The organism is Brevibacterium otitidis (assembly GCF_042429315.1).
In the GTDB taxonomy this organism is placed as follows: Bacteria; Actinomycetota; Actinomycetes; order Actinomycetales; family Brevibacteriaceae; genus Brevibacterium; species Brevibacterium otitidis.
This window is the reverse complement of sequence record NZ_JBHMAU010000025.1, coordinates 45,800-62,368: the sequence shown is the minus strand read 5'-3', so window position 1 is coordinate 62,368 and position 16,569 is coordinate 45,800. Positions and strand designations below refer to the sequence as shown.

15 protein-coding genes and 1 tRNA gene are annotated in these 16,569 nt (G+C 67.6%); 11 read left to right on the top strand and 5 right to left on the bottom strand.

The genetic code is table 11. The annotated features are described in order from the left end of the window. Positions 1–10: 10 nt before the first annotated feature. The gene (locus tag ACFFN1_RS03090) at positions 11–1,789 is read left to right on the top strand and encodes a methyltransferase (RefSeq protein ID WP_376838494.1); all 1,779 of its coding nucleotides are present in this window, start codon (positions 11–13) and stop codon (positions 1,787–1,789) included. A gap of 223 nt (positions 1,790–2,012) precedes the next feature. Beyond that, the gene (gene topA / locus ACFFN1_RS03085; RefSeq protein WP_376838492.1) at positions 2,013–4,853 is read left to right on the top strand and encodes a type I DNA topoisomerase; all 2,841 of its coding nucleotides are present in this window, start codon (positions 2,013–2,015) and stop codon (positions 4,851–4,853) included. A 72-nt stretch (positions 4,854–4,925) separates the two neighbouring features. Here the strand turns inward: topA and ACFFN1_RS03080 are convergent, their stop codons facing one another. Then, positions 4,926–5,915 carry an RNase H family protein gene (locus tag ACFFN1_RS03080; protein WP_376838490.1) on the bottom strand — a complete coding sequence of 330 codons (990 nt, stop codon included), beginning with the start codon at positions 5,913–5,915 and terminating at the stop codon, positions 4,926–4,928. Between the two features lie 117 nt (positions 5,916–6,032). Further along, the gene (locus ACFFN1_RS03075; protein WP_376838488.1) at positions 6,033–6,803 is read right to left on the bottom strand and encodes a lipoate--protein ligase family protein; all 771 of its coding nucleotides are present in this window, start codon (positions 6,801–6,803) and stop codon (positions 6,033–6,035) included. Positions 6,804–6,955: 152 nt separating this feature from the next. On the opposite strand from ACFFN1_RS03075, the gene tmk reads away from it, so the two are divergent. Together tmk and ACFFN1_RS03065 are read left to right on the top strand one after the other, a co-directional pair. After that, positions 6,956–9,385 (top strand): dTMP kinase, encoded by a 2,430-nt coding sequence (gene tmk, locus ACFFN1_RS03070; RefSeq protein ID WP_376838486.1) that lies wholly within the window; start codon positions 6,956–6,958, stop codon positions 9,383–9,385. Further along, positions 9,382–10,566, top strand: a complete 1,185-nt coding sequence (locus ACFFN1_RS03065) for a DNA polymerase III subunit delta' (RefSeq protein WP_376838484.1) — start codon at positions 9,382–9,384, stop codon at positions 10,564–10,566. Before tmk ends, ACFFN1_RS03065 begins: the two co-directional genes overlap by 4 nt. Positions 10,567–11,969: 1,403 nt before the next feature. Here ACFFN1_RS03065 and ACFFN1_RS03060 read toward each other — a convergent pair. Further along, a complete protein-coding gene (locus tag ACFFN1_RS03060) occupies positions 11,970–13,070 on the bottom strand; it encodes a M20 family metallopeptidase (protein WP_376838604.1) in 1,101 nt (366 codons plus the stop codon). Between the two features lie 173 nt (positions 13,071–13,243). Here ACFFN1_RS03060 and ACFFN1_RS03055 point away from each other — a divergent pair. Beyond that, positions 13,244–13,316: transfer RNA gene (locus tag ACFFN1_RS03055), tRNA-Thr, on the top strand. Here the strand turns inward: ACFFN1_RS03055 and ACFFN1_RS03050 are convergent. Continuing rightward, positions 13,272–13,571: a helix-turn-helix domain-containing protein gene (locus tag ACFFN1_RS03050; RefSeq protein WP_376838602.1), complete on the bottom strand. Its 300-nt coding sequence runs from the start codon at positions 13,569–13,571 to the stop codon at positions 13,272–13,274. The two genes, ACFFN1_RS03055 and ACFFN1_RS03050, sit on opposite strands and share 45 nt — an antisense overlap. A 119-nt stretch (positions 13,572–13,690) precedes the next feature. Here ACFFN1_RS03050 and ACFFN1_RS16880 point away from each other — a divergent pair, with 119 nt between their 5' ends. Then, positions 13,691–13,900: a helix-turn-helix transcriptional regulator gene (locus ACFFN1_RS16880; protein WP_465251189.1), complete on the top strand. Its 210-nt coding sequence runs from the start codon at positions 13,691–13,693 to the stop codon at positions 13,898–13,900. 180 nt (positions 13,901–14,080) lie between these two features. Here ACFFN1_RS16880 and ACFFN1_RS03045 read toward each other — a convergent pair whose 3' ends face one another. Continuing rightward, positions 14,081–14,332 (bottom strand): hypothetical protein, encoded by a 252-nt coding sequence (locus ACFFN1_RS03045; protein WP_376838482.1) that lies wholly within the window; start codon positions 14,330–14,332, stop codon positions 14,081–14,083. 189 nt (positions 14,333–14,521) lie between these two features. On the opposite strand from ACFFN1_RS03045, the gene ACFFN1_RS03040 reads away from it, so the two are divergent. The 5 genes from ACFFN1_RS03040 to ACFFN1_RS03020 all read left to right on the top strand — a co-directional run bounded on the left by ACFFN1_RS03040 (position 14,522) and on the right by ACFFN1_RS03020 (position 16,495). Beyond that, positions 14,522–15,046 (top strand): hypothetical protein, encoded by a 525-nt coding sequence (locus ACFFN1_RS03040; protein ID WP_376838481.1) that lies wholly within the window; start codon positions 14,522–14,524, stop codon positions 15,044–15,046. After that, positions 15,039–15,341, top strand: a complete 303-nt coding sequence (locus tag ACFFN1_RS03035) for a WhiB family transcriptional regulator (RefSeq protein ID WP_376838479.1) — start codon at positions 15,039–15,041, stop codon at positions 15,339–15,341. Before ACFFN1_RS03040 ends, ACFFN1_RS03035 begins: the two co-directional genes overlap by 8 nt. A 446-nt stretch (positions 15,342–15,787) precedes the next feature. After that, positions 15,788–16,030 carry a hypothetical protein gene (locus ACFFN1_RS03030; protein ID WP_376838477.1) on the top strand — a complete coding sequence of 81 codons (243 nt, stop codon included), beginning with the start codon at positions 15,788–15,790 and terminating at the stop codon, positions 16,028–16,030. Beyond that, a complete protein-coding gene (locus tag ACFFN1_RS03025; protein WP_376838476.1) occupies positions 16,027–16,233 on the top strand; it encodes a helix-turn-helix domain-containing protein in 207 nt (68 codons plus the stop codon). The genes ACFFN1_RS03030 and ACFFN1_RS03025 overlap by 4 nt, the downstream gene beginning before the upstream one ends. Further along, on the top strand, positions 16,226–16,495 hold the full coding sequence (locus ACFFN1_RS03020; RefSeq protein ID WP_376838475.1) for an HNH endonuclease: 270 nt from the start codon (positions 16,226–16,228) through the stop codon (positions 16,493–16,495). The genes ACFFN1_RS03025 and ACFFN1_RS03020 overlap by 8 nt, the downstream gene beginning before the upstream one ends. Positions 16,496–16,569 lie beyond the last annotated feature (74 nt).

Sequence of the window (16,569 nt, the reverse complement as noted above, 5' to 3'; positions counted from 1 at the left end):
AGTGGAACCCGTGAGTAACGACAGCCAGCCACCTGCCTCCAGCCGCACCTCGGCCCCGGTCCCGGCCTCCGACCCGCAGACCCTGCGCGCGTTCGCAGAGCTGCTGCGCCGGGCCGCGCCCTTCGACTCCCACGCCGCCCCGCTGTGGGACTCGCACGCGCAGGCCGCCTTGGAACGCTCGAACGCCGCCCCGGCGATCGTCCAGGTGCAGGCGCGCGTGAGCGCCGGTGCGGTGGCCGCGCCCGAGGCGGTGCTCGCCCTGCTCTTCCTGCTCGACCAGCCCGTCGACGCCGGCCTCGTCGCCGAGGCGTGCGGGCCCGACCTCTGCGCCGCGCTTCAGGCTGATGGCTGGCTCATCGCCACCGACGCCCGGGAACCCACCAGCACCCCCGAACCCACACACCACCTGCGCGCGGCCCTCACCATCACCTCCTTCGACGGGCTGCTCATCGCCGCCGACTGGGGCACCCTCACCCGCGAGGAACCGCTGGCAGGCGACCACGTCCTCGGGCTCGGGGGAGCAGGCCGCACGCTGGCCGCGATCACCCCGCGCATGCCCGTCGACCTCGCCTGCGACATCGGCACCGGCTGCGGCATCCAGGCACTGCTGCTCGCCGCACACAGCGAGCGCGTCATCGCCACCGACATCTCCGCCCGCGCGCTCGCCATCGCCGAGCTCAACGCAGCCCTCAACGGCATCGCGAACATAGAGTTCCGCCGCGGCGACATGCTCGAACCCATCGACGAACCTGTCGACCTGCTCGTGGCCAATCCGCCCTTCGTCATCACCCCGCAGGGTGAGACCGAGACCTTCGAATACCGCGACGGCGGCCGGCCGGGTGATGCGATCATGGCCGGGCTCATCGCCGGCATCCCGCAGCTGCTGCGCCCCGACGGCCACGCGGTGCTGCTGGGCAACTGGGAGTACCACTTCGCCGGCCGCCACAGCGCAGATGGTCCCGGCGCTGCCGGTGACGTGGCCGCGCCCGAGGTGCCGGACGCCCAAGTGCCCAACCCGCAGCTGCCGGACGCCCAAGTGCCCAACTCCCAAGTGCTCGACGCCCAGGCGCCGGCCCCGGTCCGCTGGCTCGACGAGCTGAGCACGCCCGGCAGCGCTGCTGCGGAGACCTCGCTGCTGCTCATCGAGCGCGAGAGCCTCGACCCGGTGGCCTATGCTGAAACGTGGATCCGCGATGGCGGCGTGGCGCGGATGAGCCAGCGCTGGGTGCGCGACACTGCCGCCTGGCTGGCGGACTTCCGCTCCCGAGGTGTCGAGCGGATCGGCTTCGGATGGATCCGTCTGCACCGGCTCCCGGAACCCGCCGGCCCTGCGGCGGAGAGCACGCACCGCCGCCGGGCGGTGCACTACCGCAAGGAGTCCGGCCCACTGGCCGGAGACGTTGCGTCTCTGGCAGCCGTGCTCGACACCCGGCTGGCGGTGCTCGAATGGCTCGCCGAGACCGATGACGAGACCCTGCAGGCCACTGCGTTCATCCGCGGACAGGACCTCGTCGAACACCGTCACCACACCCCGGGCGAGGACCAGCCGCACACCATCACCTATGAACAGGGCACCGGATTCGGCCGCACCATCACCGCCGACACCGCCCTGGCCGGGCTGCTCGGCGTCAGTGACGGCAGCCTCGACCTCGCCTCGATCAGCGGCGCGCTCGCCCAGCTGCTCGACGTCGACCCGGCTGCTCTGCGCACGCAGCTCACCGCGCAGGTGCGGCAGCTGCTCGCCGACGGTTTCCTCTTCCCCGTCTTCGACGGCGCGAACGGGGAGTAGCGGCCGGGGTGCTGGCGGTCAGCACCCGCGCGCCCACCGCCTCGGGCACGGACGATCTGCGCGCAGGTGTGCGGACGATCTGCGCGCAGGTTCGACCGGCTGTGTCACCCTGGGTGCTAAGTTCTGTAAGGTGTAAGCCACCGTGCGGCCTGCCGTCACCGTCCGGCCGCTGCGGTGCCGCCTTCCGGACCGCGTCCATCGTCTTCCGTCGAAAGGGAACCTCGTGGCACACACGGCTGCGCACCCGCGCCGACTCGTCATCGTCGAGTCTCCGACCAAGGCCCGCACGATCGTGGGCTATCTGGGAGACGGGTACGACGTCGAGGCGTCCGTCGGTCACATCCGCGACCTGCCCCAGCCCTCCGAGCTGCCGGCGGACATGAAGAAGGGACCCTTCGGCAAGTTCGCCGTCGACGTCGACAGCGACTTCGAGCCCTACTACCGGGTCGCCCCGGACAAGAAGAAGAAGGTCACCGAGCTCAAGCGCCTCCTCAAGGACGCCGACGAACTCTACCTGGCAACAGATGAGGACCGGGAGGGCGAGGCGATCGCCTGGCACCTGCTCGAAGTCCTCAAGCCCACCATCCCGGTCAAGCGGATGGTCTTCCACGAGATCACCCCCGAGGCGATCGCCCGCGCCCTGGAGAACACCCGCGAACTCGACTACTCACTCGTCGACGCGCAGGAGACCCGCCGGATCCTCGACCGCCTCTACGGCTACGAGGTCTCCCCGGTGCTGTGGCGCAAAGTCCGGGCCGGCCTGTCCGCCGGCCGTGTGCAGTCGGTGGCCACCCGGCTCGTCGTCGAACGCGAACGCGAGCGCATGGCCTTCGTGCCCGCCCACTACTGGGACCTGGACATCGACCTCGCCGTACCCGGCTCCGGCGCTGAGTTCGCCGCCCGCCTGGCCACGTACCACGGGCAGCGGGTCGCCGGTGGCCGCGACTTCGACGACGCCGGCCAGCTGAAGAAGAAGGCCGCAGCCGAGGTGGTGGTCCTGACCGAGGAGATGGCCACCGAACTCGCCGGCCAGCTCACCACCTCGGCGAAGGACAGCCTGAGCGTCTCCGCCCTGGAGACCAAGCCCTATTCGCGCCGCCCGGCCGCCCCGTTCACCACCTCGACCCTGCAGCAGGAGGCCGGCCGCAAGCTGCGGATGACCGCCCGGCAGGCGATGCGCACCGCCCAGTCGCTGTACGAGAACGGCTACATCACCTATATGCGCACCGACTCTGCGGCCCTGTCGACCCAGGCTGTCACCGCTGCGCGCAACCAGATCGCCGAACTCTACGGCCCCGAGTACGTGCCCGAATCCACCCGGGTCTACGCCAAGAAGCAGAAGTCCGCGCAGGAGGCCCACGAGGCGATCCGCCCGGCGGGCGACTCCTTCCGCACCCCGGCCCAGGTCGCCGGGAAACTCTCCGGCGATGAGTTCCGCCTCTACGACCTCATCTGGAAGCGCACCGTCGCCAGCCAGATGGCTGATGCCAAGGGCAAGACGGCGACCATGCGGATCACGGCGGACCTCGGCGAGTCGAAGACGGCAGGCTTCACCGCCTCGGGAACGGTCATCACCTTCCGCGGCTTCCTCGCCGCTTATGAGGAGGGCCGCGATGCCGAGCGCTACGCCGCCAAGGAGAGCGGCCGCCTGCCCGAGGTGACCGAAGGCCAGGCGCTCTCCGTCGCCCGCGCCGAGGCCGATGGCCACACGACCGCCCCGCCGCCGCGCTACACCGAGGCGAGCCTCGTCAAGCGGCTCGAAGAGCTCGGCATCGGCCGCCCCTCGACGTATGCGGCGATCATCTCGACGATCCAGGACCGCGGCTATGTCACCGAACGCGGCAGCGCGCTCGTGCCCAGCTGGCTGGCGTTCTCCGTCATCCGGCTGCTCGAAGAGCACTTCGGCGGGCTCATCGACTACCAGTTCACCGCGGAGCTCGAAGCCGATCTCGATGCGATCGCCGGAGGTGCGAAGGAGCGCAGCCAGTGGCTGAGCGACTTCTACTTCGGCACCGGGGCTGAGGGTGCGCATGAGGGGCTCAAGCCGACTGTCGACGACCTCGGCGATATCGACGCCCGGGCGATCAACTCCGTCGACATCGCCGAGGGCATCGTGCTGCGGGTGGGACGCTACGGTCCCTATCTGGAGGTCACGCCCGAGGCGGCAGCCGCCGCTGGTGCGAAACCGGCCGCAGGTGCCGGGTCGGGCGCTGCTGCGGCCAGCGGCGAGCCGGCGCAGGTCCGCGTCTCGGTGCCCGATGATCTGGCCCCCGATGAGCTGACTGCTGAGAAGGCCCGCCAGCTCATCGCCGAACAGGGTCAGGGCGACCGGGAGCTCGGTACCGACCCGGAGACCGGGCACACGATCGTTGCGAAGTCCGGCCGGTTCGGCCCCTATGTCACCGAGGTGCTGCCGGAGCCGGAGGAGAAGCCCAAGCGCGGGGCCAAGAAGCCCAAGCCGCGCACGGCCTCGCTGTTCAAGACGATGGACCCGGCCACCGTGGACCTGGCGACGGCGCTGCAGCTGCTGAGCCTGCCGCGCGAGGTCGGCAAGGACGCTGAGGGCGAGGTCATCACCGCGCAGAACGGCCGGTACGGACCGTACCTGAAGAAGGGCAGCGATTCGCGGTCGCTGGAGTCTGAGGAGCAGATCTTCTCGATCACGCTGGAGGAGGCGCTGGCGATCTACGCCCAGCCCAAGCAGCGCGGCCGGCGGGCGGCGGCTGCTCCGCTCAAGGAGTTCGGCGAGGATCCGGAGTCGAAGAAGCCGGTGGTGCTCAAGGACGGCCGCTTCGGCCCCTATGTCACCGACGGCACGACGAATGCGACCCTGCGCAAGGACGATGCGGTCGACTCGATCACTGCCGAGCGGGCCTTCCAGCTGCTCGCGGAGAAGCGGGCGAAGGGGCCGGCGAAGAAGCGCACGACCACCCGCAAGTCCCCGGCGAAGAAGACGACGACGCGCTCGAAGTCGACGACCTCACGCACGACGGCAGCGAAGAAGTCGACCTCGCGCACGACTGCGGCGAAGAAATCGACCTCGCGCACGCCGAAGACGCCCTGACCTGGGCGATCACTGAGCCGCCGTCATCCGCAGAGCCCCCGTCAGCCCCACCGGCTGGCGGGGCTCTCGGCATCAGACCGGGAACATCGGTGACGCCGCTGCCGCAGCTGAGCGGCGCATCGAGCGGGTGCCGAGTCGTGCGAGCAGGGTGCGCGGCCTCCCTGAGGAGAAGGCCTGACAGGCGGCGACGGCGACGTTGTCGGCGAGCTCATTGCCGTACACCCGGGCGTGCGCAGGCACTTTCAGCAGCGTGATGTTCCGTCGGCTGAAGGCCCGGTGGATCTCCGGCAGCTGCGATGCGCAGGTCTGGTCATGGTGCCGTTGCTGTGCCTCTGCGCCCGCAGCCGCGTCTTCGCACGCCGACCGGACGATGGCGAGGACTGATTGGGAATCGGTGCATATGATGGTGGGCCGGTCCTGCGGGGCGGCCTCAGCCGCCAGGCATACAGCGCGCAGCTCCAAAGCGGTGATGTTGACTGGAGCATCAGCGGGCCCGAATTCCACCTCCCACACTCCGCCGTCGGCCGACACCACAGCTGCGCAGCCGATGTTCTCGTGTTTGATTCTGGCGGCGTCGGTGAACAGCACCGTCGGCTCCCGCCCGTCCGCAGAGAACCGGGAGACGGTTGCGTGGAGCCGGTCGGTGAATGCCATTCCGGCAACCCGTCGCTGCAGGACGGAAGCGCGGTCGTCGACGGCGGGATTCGTGGGCGCGCGGAACTCGATCGCGTCCTCCGGGATCCGGTTCGGGCGGATGCCGCGCAGCTTGTCGATCACAGCAGGTGCCGCGCGGATCGTGACCAGACGGTCGTCGGGACCCTGCCGCTTCCGGTGCAGTCGCCTCATCTCGTACCCGATGATGTCGGCGATCTGATCGGCGAAGTCATACTCCGTATCGAGCGGCGACCGCCCGCAGCGCACCTCGACGACCTGGCCGTGCGCGATGCGCGCGGCCGCATAGGTCAGGCGGTACTGTCTGTCGACCGTGAGCCAGAAAGCCATGTGCGTCGGGTCGGGCGCGAGGCCTGCCGCCACCGCCCGCCGCTCCGGTAACTCCAACATCTGCTGCCTCCTTCAGTCGCAATGTGTCTCCGATCGTAAATGGAGGCTCAGACATCGCCGCGGACGAGAAGCGCGGAAGGGGAGCTGGGCTGTGTGCGCAACAGGCAGCTCAGGCGCTCACAGCTCGTGCTTGTCCCGATACCCCGCACACGCCGCCAGCGTCGCCTCGCCGAACGAGGCGTCCACCACCGCGTACGCGGCGCCGTAGGCGGACTCGACGGCCGCAGCGACCGCCTCGACCGTGACTTCGGGATGGACTTCGCTGATCGACCCGCCGGTCGCCGGATCCCATTCGACCCCGAGTGCGTCCTCGACATCGGTGAGCACCGCGCGGATCGGCTCCGGGTCGGTCACGACGATCGAGGAGGAGAACAGCCAGCCGTCTGCCGTCACCCGCTGCGCGGTGCCGATCGCCTTGATCTTTCCGGCGACATTGACGCTGTGCTCACCCGGGCAGTATTCACCGGGAATCTCACCGAGCCGCGCATCGATGCCGATCGAGCGCAGCACCTCGGCATACATCTGCCCGAAATCCGTGAACCGGCCCTGCGTGCCTGAGAGCAGCGTCGAGGCCGGCTCGATGTGATCGATGACGAGGCTGCCGCGGTGATACGGCGCCACCCGCCCGCCGAGCGAGCGCAGCACCGGGGTGAAGCCGTGTGCTCGCGCCGCAGCGACCGCCTCGGGAAATCCGGGCAGGAACCGGTCGCGGGCGCCGAAGGCGACCGTCGGCTCCGGCCGGTAGATCCGCAGCACTCCGGGCCGGTCGCCGGCGCGCACCTCATCGAGCAGCACTCGGGCCAGGGAGAGCGCATCGACTGGGTCATCGGCCCCGCGTCCGAGGCGGTGCAGCCGGCTGGCTGCGTCACGGGAGTCGGTGTCGGTCACCTAGACAGGATAACCGCGGCCGTACCGTGCCGTGTCCGCTGCAGGATTCCGTGTTTGCGCGCGGTGTGCACCAGGACGTCCAGCAAGCCGACAGGTGGGCCTCGTAGGCTGACATCGTCGATGTCCGGGCCGATGAGTATCGTGGAGATGTGATGACAACTCCGAACCCGCCGAGCGGCCCGTCCGCGGCCGCTTCAGCGGCGCCCCACCGGCATCCGCTCGCCTCGCTCGTCCCGCTCGGGCTCGAAGTCGGCGCGTGGATGCTGCTGCTGACCACCGGCGCGATCTCCTTCGGCCTCGCCGGCATCATGGGGTTCTTCGACACCGGCCTGCCGGCTGACCTCTACAGCGTCCAGCCGGTCTGGGACGTCGGCGAGTTCAGCATCCGCCACGGCGCCATCGCCCTGACCGTCCTCCTCGTCGTCGCAGCCGCCGGCCTGTTCCTGCCGACCTCGCTGCTCGGCTCGCGGCTGTCGACCATCGGCGGGATCGTGCTGTCCTCCTCGGCTGCCGCCGCCGGCGTCTCAGGACTGCTGCTGTTCTTCTCCCCCTCCGTCTGGCTCGCCTGGCTCACCGGCCTGCTGCTGGCCGTCATGGTCGCACTCCTCGTCCGCCAGGCACCGGGCGTGCACCGCAAACCGTGGCGCTCAGTCGGCGTGGCCGCCGGCCTCGGCCTGTTCGTCACCTACATCGCCCAGATCGCCTCCGGTGTGGCCGCCGGCGTGCCCGCCCAGCGCTGGCTGCTGCTGGCCGCTGCGGTCATCATGCTCGCCTCGGCGATCGCCTCCTTCGCACTGCCTGTCGCCGCTGATGCCGTCGACCCGACCACCGGCGCTTTCCCCGCCCAGCATCGCGGCCGCGGCGAAGCCCAGATCACCCGCCCGTGGGCCTGCTACGTGCTCTTCGGCGCCCTCGGCGTCATCGTCGCCCTGCCCCAGATCGTCGTCGCCGACCTCGCCTTCGGGCAGGCCGGCACGTACGCGATCCTGTGCGCCGCCCTCGTCGGCTGGGCCGCCGGCTTCGAAGCCGGCCCGACCTTCGCCCCGGGCATGACGCGCCCGCGCCTGACCGCCTTCGCCGTCCTCATCGTCGGCGTCCTCCTCGTGCTCATCGGCGCGCTCAAAGAACTCTCGGGCACCGCGATCCTCTCCGGCGCGGCCGCCTTCGTCGTCGGCGTCGGCGTACGCGCCCAGCCGTACGCGTTCTCCCGCCGCATCGGCTTCGGCATCGGCGCGTTCGTCGCCTTGCTGCTCACGTGGCTCGGCACCGCCCTCGACGTCCCGGTGACCGACTTCGCCGTCTGGGAGATCTCCACCACCGAAGTCGCCTACACCGTCCCCGGCCTGCTCACCATCATCGCCGGCATCATCGCGATCGTGACCTTCTCACCGCTGGGCGTGCGCGGCCTCGGCGTCGACCTCGTCCACGCTTTCCGCGCCCCGGCGGCCCGCACCACCACGCCTGAGGCGCCGGTTCCCGCTCCCGAGGCGGTGGTCGCCTCCCAGCCGCGCGGTGTCGATTCTGCCCGCAGGCTAGCCGAGAACGGTCTGTTCATCGCCTTCGAAGGCGGGGATGGGGTCGGCAAGACGACCCAGATCCGCAAGCTCGGCCAGCATCTGGCCGCCCGCGGATTCACCGATGTGCACACCACCCGAGAACCCGGCGGCACTGAGGCCGGCCAGCGGATCCGCGAGGTGCTGCTGGCCGATCGCGGAGTGGCAGAACGGGCCGAAGCACTGCTCTTCGCCGCTGATCGCGCCCACCATGTCGCCGATCGCATCGACCCGCTGCTCGCCGCAGGTGGTTTCGTCATGACCGATCGCTACATCGACTCCTCGCTGGCCTATCAGGCCGCCGGCCGGCAGCTGTCGGTCGACGAGGTCGGGGCGATCTCCCGCTGGGCGACCACCGGTCTCATCCCGCACCTGACGATCATCCTCGACATGGATCCGGCGGCAGCGAACGCACGCACCGAATCCCGCGGCGCGGCCAACCACCTCGACCAGGCCGGCCTCGAGTTCCATTCGCGGGTCCGGCAGGCCTTCCTCGACATGGCCGCGGCAGAACCGCAGCGCTACGTCGTCATCGACGCCGACCGCGACCCCGATGCTGTGGCCGCCGACATCGCCGCAGCCGTCGACCGGACGCTGGCAGCCCAGGGCATCCGCCCCCAGCCGCCGACAGTCAGTCAGTCCCCGGCGGTCAGTCAGCCCCCAGCGGTCAGTCAGCGCCCGGCTGGCGGCGAGCAGCAGGCAGCCAACCGGCCCGCGGCCGCCGCCGAGCCGGAAGCTGAGTCGTTAGCTCCCGACGAGGACGCCACCACGGTCCTGCCCTCAGCCAGCAGCGGAACCGGCAGCCACGCAACCGGCGAAGATGACGATGACTTGGCCACGACCGTGCTGACACCCCAGGGGGGAGCCGAACCGGATCCCGGTGACGCCGAGACGACAGTGATGCCGCGCCAACAGCTGCACAACTCCTCCCGCCAGAAGCTCCATGCTCAGGCGGAGATCGAACGCCAAGCCCGCGAACGCCTGCGCGAAACCCGCATGCGCGGCATGCGCCGAGGAGACCCGCAGTGACCGGCGTGTGGAGTGAGCTCGTCGGCCAGGAAGCGGCGATCGATCAGCTGCGCCGGGCGGCGCACGCTGCCGGGCAGATCGCAGCAGGCCAGACCCAGGGCACCGCTTCGATGACGCATGCCTGGCTCATCACCGGCCCACCCGGATCCGGCCGATCGAATGCCGCCCGCGCCTTCGCCGCCGCACTGTTCAGCCCCTCGCACGGGGATGAGCTCGACGCCGAATCCCATCGCGCGCTGGCCGGCACGCACGAGTCGATGACGGTGATGTCGACGCAGAAGTCACTCATCTCCATCGACGAGGTCCGTGATCTCGTCTCCCAGGCGCACTCCGCGCCGGTGAATGCGCCGTGGCGCGTCATGATCATCGAAGACGCCGACCGCATGGCCGAACGCACCTCGAATGTGCTGCTCAAAGCGATCGAGGAACCGCCGCCGGCCACCGTGTGGATCCTCTGCGCCCCGAGCGCCCAGGACGTGCTCACGACCATCCGCTCGCGGTGCCGCAATGTCAATCTGCGGATCCCACCGACCGAGGCGATCGCCGAACTGCTCATCACCCGCGACGGCGTCGACCCGGACAAGGCGACGTGGGCTGCGGCGGCCGCGCAGAACCACATCGGCCGCGCCAAGCGCTTCGCCCTCAACGAGGCCGCAGCAGCCGAACGGCAGCGCACCCTCGACATCCCCTCAAGGCTCACCTCGCTGGGCACCACCGTCCGGCTGGCCGGGCGGGTCGTCGACAGCGCTGCCGAGCGCGCCAAGGAGCGCACCGAAGAGCGCAATGCCGCCGAACGCGAGGAGCTGCTCACCACCCTCGGCGTCGAACCGGGCAAGGCGGTCCCGCCGGCCGTTCGCGCCCAGGTGCGCCGGCTCGAAGAGGAGCAGAAACGCAAGAACGTCCGCGCCCGCAACGACGAGATCGACTCGATGTTCCTAGAGCTGCTCTCGCTGTACCGCGACGTGCTGCTGTGCCAGCTCGGGCTCACTGACGGCTGGATCAACAAGGGTGAGGACAACCGCATCCGCGCACTCGCCGACGGCAACACCGCGACGAGCACGCTGCGCCGCATCGACATCCTCACCCAGGCACGCCAGCGGCTGGCGACGAACATGGCTCCGCTGCTCATCGTCGAAGCCGCTTTCATCGGGCTCGTGAACCCCTGGCTGCTCGACGACTAACATGCTGATCGAGTCTTCTAAGGATTGTCGGCGTCATTCGCCGCACTCTCCGACTAGATCGATCGAGTCTAGGCTGCGTCGGATCGATCTAGGGACTTTGTGAGTTGCGTCTCCTGTCTGACCGTAAGCGCTGAAATATGCGATAGTATTCCGAATGGACATGCAGTTGCGAACCCCTGATAGCAGGGTTGCCCTGGGGGATCAAGGAGAGCTTTTGATGAAGACTGGCATCGTTGGATTATTCGTCACGTTGGCGGTTCTTGTCGCGGGCATAGCTCCAGGCATTGGGGTGAGTGTTGCATCTGCTGTGCCAGTTGTTGACCGTTCATCCTCGAATGCGACTGTCTCCGATATTTCGTCCCCTGAATTCCGTGAAGACTTACTCGAGTCGGGTTATAGACCCGATACGCGGCTTAGTGAGTTGCAGGCCGAATTTGACTCAGCATGGGATCAAACTATATCCTCGTATTGTTCTACGCCGAAGTGGCTCAGCCCTCTTGCGAAAAGGCATAATCGGATATTTAATTCAGCCTGCAAGACCCATGATCGGTGTTATAGTGCGGCATCGCGCACGGATCGACGTACGTGCGACGCTCGCTTTAAACGAGATATGCGCGCGCTATGCGTGAAGAAGTACAATAACAAGACTCAGCATCGGTTGAGGGAGAGCTGTTTGGACGCATCGACATCGTATTATACCGGGGTGCGCATCTTTGGGGGGTCCCGGTATAAAGGGAAGGGTAAGAACAACTGATGGAAATCCAACGTACGATGAGTCATCGTGTCCTGCTTGCGATCACGATTGCGACTTTCATCTTTTCGGCAGTTCTTACGGCTGGAGCCCTGATCGCAGAGGATTCCTGGCGCAGCTACGCATATGTGGCGGTCCTGACGTACCCGCTACTGGCGATTCTGTTACTCATCACCGTTCTCGCCGAGGTTTCCTACCGACGGCTGCGAACGCAGGGGCGTTCCGGACGCTGATGCTTTCGGCCCTCGCTTAGTGGCGCGTCTGAGTGACTTTACGGTTGCGTGATGCAATTCGAGGATTGTGACTCGACTTCAGTGACCTACCGATGCACGTTGGGATCGGATTGACGGTTGATCGCCCGCCCCCACACGAGGAAAGCGCGGGAGTCCTTCTCTGACCTCTGTCGACCGATCGGGGGAATCGTCTCGAGGTGCTGGACGGCTACCGCGAGGCGTCATTCACCTTAGGCCTCCCAATCGCCGTGGCGGTGAGTCACCGAAACTGCAACGGCCTTGGCTGCTCTGCGTACACTCAGCAGTGAAGAAGCTTGGCGAGCTGATTTGGCGAACTGGACATCATGTCTCGGACGGACGTTGTGTTCAGCGCCTTCAACGCTTGGCTGGGTGGCGCATCAAACACGTCGTAAGCAACCTCAGCTGTCGAGCAGATCTTCGACGAGATCGCGGACGAGTTCGACGCGCCGGGGAATCCACGCCGCCACCGCATGCTCGCTGTCGGCGTGCGACCCGCCGCCGATCGTGCCGAGACCATCGAGGGTCGGTACACCGATCCCGGCGGTGAAGTTCCCATCCGAACCGCCGCCCACACCGATCGAACGCAGCGGCGGATGCCCGAGCCTGCCGGCGATGCGCTGGGCACGGGCATAGAGGTTCATCGAATGCTTCGTCTCGAACGGCGGCCGGTTGATGCCCCCGCGCAGCAGCAGCTTCGCGCCCGGATGCTTCGGCGTGAGCATCCGCAGCGCGGCATCGACCCGACGCTGCTCCTCGGCATTGGCCGCCCGCGAGTCGATGCCGACCTTCGCCGCCGCCGGCACCGTGTTCGTCGTCGTGCCTGAGTGCATGACCGTCGGCACCACCGAGGTCCCAGCCTTCCGGTCGCCGATGGTGAGGATGTCGAGCACCTGGGTGGCCACCTCGGCGGTGGCGTTGATGCCCTTCTCCGGTTCGACACCGGCATGCGCCGCCCGCCCGCGCACCTCGAGTTCATAGATCGCCACGCCCTTGCGCGCGATCTTCACAGCCCCGTCAGTGCCACCGGACTCGAAGACGAGAGCGGCCTTCGCACCTCGGGCCTCCTCCTCGATGAGCGAGCGCGAGGTGATCGATCCGAGCTCCTCATCACCGGTGATGAGCACCGAGACGCCGTCGAGATTCCCGCGGCGCTCCAGCAGCTGGCCGAGGGCGTGGAAGATGATGAGGTCCCCGCCCTTCATGTCATCGGTGCCGGGCCCGCGGATGATCCCGTCGATATGGGAGAACGGCAGCCGGCGGATCGTGCCCAGCGGCCACACCGTGTCATGGTGGCCGATGAGGACGACCTCGCGCGGTCCCGTGCCGAATCGCCAGAGTGCGTGGGTGGCCGTGTCGATGCGGATGAGTCGGGCACCGGTCCCGAGGTGGGAGGCGCCGATCTTCGAGACGAGCCGGGCGCTGCGGGCAACCGCATCCGGATCCGAGGACGGGGACTCGCATTCGATGAGCTCTTCGAACTCGCGCAGGAAGCGATCCATATCCACGGCCACGTTCTCTCCAGATCCTTTCGTCTCTCGCAGGGGCCAGTCAGCGGCAGCGGCGCTGACCAGCAGCGGTGTGCTGCATGGTTCACTGTATCGCGCCGGCTGCATGAGGCCGGGCAACGCGCTTTTGACGCTCCGCTTCGCCACCGGCTATCCTTGACCAGGTTGCCTCCTTAGCTCAGTCGGCAGAGCGTCTTACTCGTAATAAGAAGGTCGCCGGTTCGATTCCGGCAGGAGGCTCACAGGAGCCAAAGCCCCGTCGCCACCCCCAGGCGACGGGGCTTCGCCCGTTTCCAGCCAGTGCAGAGACACCCCAGTGCGCGACGACCAAGCGCGGAGAGTTAGTTGCCTCGGCTTCGACCTGCCGCCTTCGAGCGCGCTCACGGAGGTGCGCGAGATGCCGATCTCGCTTGCAAACTCGCGCTGCTCTAACCCCGTCAGCTCACGCGCAACCCGTAGCCGCTGTCCAATTGTCAGCTCGGGAACAATTCCCATATCAATACTTTGAGTCATGCCTCAATCTTCCCATGTGCAAAGTGTGAGAGCAACGCTGTCGCGCTAAACGATGCGTGTGCACAGTTGACATCGAATGACAAGCGTGTAACTCTTGCACCATGCAAAGTACGCGGTTTATGAACACTTCTGGCGCGGCCGAGCTGCTTGGCCTCACCCCAGCCGGTGTTCGCTATCTAGTCGAGATCGGTGAACTCACGGTCGAGCGGCTTGGGCCTCGCACTTGGGTATTCGATCGCTCTGAAGTCGAGCAACTTGCCGCCAGTCGCGCCGAAGCGAAGCGCGCAGCTGCTCGGGAGGTGTCGGCGTGATGTGTGAGCGTGTTGCGCCTCCGGAGGGGTTTGCTTACGAGTTCGGGGACGTGATTGAGGCGTTACGCGTGTTGGGGATTGATCCGCGCTATGTCACCCGTGTTGTGATCGAGCCGCGCGCTGTAACCGTGACCGAGCACGTGCCCGATCATGGTTACCGCGAGTGGACGGCTCGGCAGGTCAGGACTGGAAGCGGTGCTCGCCGCGACCGTAGTAGCTCTGCCACCGAATCAGGTAGGCGTCCGTCGCCGTCGCGAGGGTCGGAATGACGGTCACGATCTGTGAGTCCCCGTCTTTGAGCGCCCCGACTCGTTCGATCACCGTCTCATCTGGTGTCAGGTGCGGATCGGCGATGATCCGCACGTCTGTCGCGTCGACACCGGTGTTGTTGAGCACCTCGTATGTGTTTTTCGCGATTCGCTTGGCTTTCATTCTTGCTGCTTCCTTTCGTGGCGCTGTGCGTGCAGGAGCGCCTGACTGCGCTGGCACGAATGCGACTCGTGTCAGCGGTTCCGAGGGTAGCGGCAAGCACGGACACCCAGCTTCCGGTGTTCGTGCGCGGTGCGGCAGGCCGTCGATCCTGCCGCACCGCACCACTTCCGCCCCGCGTGAGGAGTCCCAATGACCAGTGATCCCACCGCTTCTGAGCGGATCACCCAAGCGTTCGCAGACCAGTCTGCTCACTCCCGGGATAGCGAGTTCCGCCGCCTGCGCGACATCCTCGATGCAGCTCCCGAGTGTGACCTCGGGTTCAGCGGTGACGTGCTGGCGCAGCTCCGCGCCGCTGACCGTCGTGCTCAGCGTCCTGCTGCTTGGCACCGTCGTCCTCGCCGCCCTTGGCCTGTGGTGGCGCTCATGAGCGCGGGTATCGTCACCGCCCGGGTGCGCACCACTGGCGAGCCTGTGCGCGTCATCGTGTTCGACGGCTCCCATCAGTCCATGATCGACGTGATCCGCGCCTGCGATGCTGCAGGCTGGTTCACCCTCGAATCCGGCATGACGCTGCGCTACTGCCTCCCAGGTGTCCCGACAGCTCGCCGCGCCGAGGTCGGCGAGGCGTTCGTCGTCGACGACGAGGGCAAGGCCCGCGACGTGCTCGCAGCGGGCTACTTCGCCCGGCACTACGAGGTCGACGCCGATGACTGACCTCAACCGGGCTGCCTGCCGCGCGGTGCCCCTCGACACCGCAGACGCGATGTTCTTCGACCCGTGCAACGAGGCTGCTGCACTGACCGTCTGCCATGCCTGCCCACTCATTGACGCTTGCCGCTCGGCTGCCCTCGACGTGGAGGGCAGCACCTCGGTCTATCACCGCTTCGGTGTCGTCGGCGGCATGACACCGCTCGACCGCGCACTGGCTGCTGGCGTGCTCCGGCACGGCACCGCCGCCGCATGGCGTGCAGGCTGCATGGCGTGCAGGCTGCATGTGCAGTACGTGTGAGGCGGCGAAGCCCGAGGGTGCTCGCCGCCAGCGCCGACCCTCTCAGACTTCCAACGCCGCTGCTGTCGAGGCAGGTGAGGCCATGGCCTGACCCCTGGCAGTACACGCGCGCCGCAGCGTGGCACCAATGCGGCCCCGGTGGAGCCAATACGCGCGACCGGGTCACCAACTCAGCGGCCCGATGAACCCCCGCCGTAGCGGGCGGGTGCCCTGCTCGGGAGGGGATACCGCACAGCGAAGCCTGATCAGCCGCCTGTGACGGTCTACGGCTAGCCGCGTCTCCACTTGGAGGCGGGGCTATGAGTCGTGGCTGTCTCGGCAGATCGTGGCACCGAGGGCGAATCGCTGTGGGGAGAGGGCACCGCGCGGGAAACCGTGCGCGTAGCGCTCCGCACGGGGACACCCAGCCACAAGCACACCCAACAATCGAACGAGAGGTAACCACCATGACACCCGAGCAGCGGCTCGCCGACGCTCTACACCACATCACCAAGCAACTCACCGAGAACCTCGCCGCCCACCGGCTCACCCCTGTCGAGCGAGTCCACCTGTCCATCCTCCACCAGGATGGGCACTCGCTCACTGCCACGGCGTCACCCTCGACGGATGGCACCGAACTCATCTGGATGGCGCAGACCCGCTCCGCTTCGATCGAGGGTGGCCCCGCTGTTGAGGGTGGCCGGTCATGAGTGCCCCGCCCCCGACGAAGCCGGTGCCCCTTTGGACTCCCGCCCAGGTAGCCGAGTACCTGGCCGTGCCCGAGGACAGGCTGGCGCGCTGGCGGTGCGACCGAGTTGGCCCGCCGTTCGTGAAGATCGGCCGCAGTGTCCGCTACCACCCGAGGCAGGTGGCCCGGTGGCTGCAGGGACAGACGAGGAAGACCAATGAGTGACTACACATCGCTGAGCTCACGCAAGCGCAGGCAGCTGCTCGACGCGTCGATCGCTGCTCATGGCTGGACGTGCTGCATCTGCGCGACCGCGATCGAACCAGGTGACGAGTCGCTGCAGCATGTGATATCGCGATCGAAAGGCGGAACAGACGAGCTCACCAACCTCCGACCGGCGCATAAGCGGTGTAACTATGCGCTCGGCGATCGGGAGCTTGACGAGCGGTTCATCGTCGTCGGCGGCGAGTCGTTTTTCTGTCAGTGACCGCCCGGCCACCCCGCGGCCCCATGGACTTCTCTCCCCCGAACGCGAGCAAAAACACCCCCAGGAGGGCGGGA

Excerpts from the sequence above, each read along its gene's own strand:
- ACFFN1_RS03020 (WP_376838475.1), top strand. The coding sequence starts at position 16,226 with ATGAGTGACTACACATCGCTGAGCTCACGCAAGCGCAGGCAGCTGCTC.
- ACFFN1_RS03060 (WP_376838604.1), bottom strand. The coding sequence starts at position 13,070 with ATGGATCGCTTCCTGCGCGAGTTCGAAGAGCTCATCGAATGCGAGTCC.
- ACFFN1_RS16880 (WP_465251189.1), top strand. The coding sequence starts at position 13,691 with ATGCAAAGTACGCGGTTTATGAACACTTCTGGCGCGGCCGAGCTGCTT.
- ACFFN1_RS03080 (WP_376838490.1), bottom strand. The coding sequence starts at position 5,915 with ATGTTGGAGTTACCGGAGCGGCGGGCGGTGGCGGCAGGCCTCGCGCCC.
- ACFFN1_RS03050 (WP_376838602.1), bottom strand. The coding sequence starts at position 13,571 with ATGGGAATTGTTCCCGAGCTGACAATTGGACAGCGGCTACGGGTTGCG.
- ACFFN1_RS03045 (WP_376838482.1), bottom strand. The coding sequence starts at position 14,332 with ATGAAAGCCAAGCGAATCGCGAAAAACACATACGAGGTGCTCAACAAC.
- tmk (WP_376838486.1), top strand. The coding sequence starts at position 6,956 with ATGACAACTCCGAACCCGCCGAGCGGCCCGTCCGCGGCCGCTTCAGCG.
- ACFFN1_RS03035 (WP_376838479.1), top strand. The coding sequence starts at position 15,039 with ATGACTGACCTCAACCGGGCTGCCTGCCGCGCGGTGCCCCTCGACACC.
- ACFFN1_RS03040 (WP_376838481.1), top strand. The coding sequence starts at position 14,522 with ATGACCAGTGATCCCACCGCTTCTGAGCGGATCACCCAAGCGTTCGCA.
- ACFFN1_RS03025 (WP_376838476.1), top strand. The coding sequence starts at position 16,027 with ATGAGTGCCCCGCCCCCGACGAAGCCGGTGCCCCTTTGGACTCCCGCC.
- ACFFN1_RS03030 (WP_376838477.1), top strand. The coding sequence starts at position 15,788 with ATGACACCCGAGCAGCGGCTCGCCGACGCTCTACACCACATCACCAAG.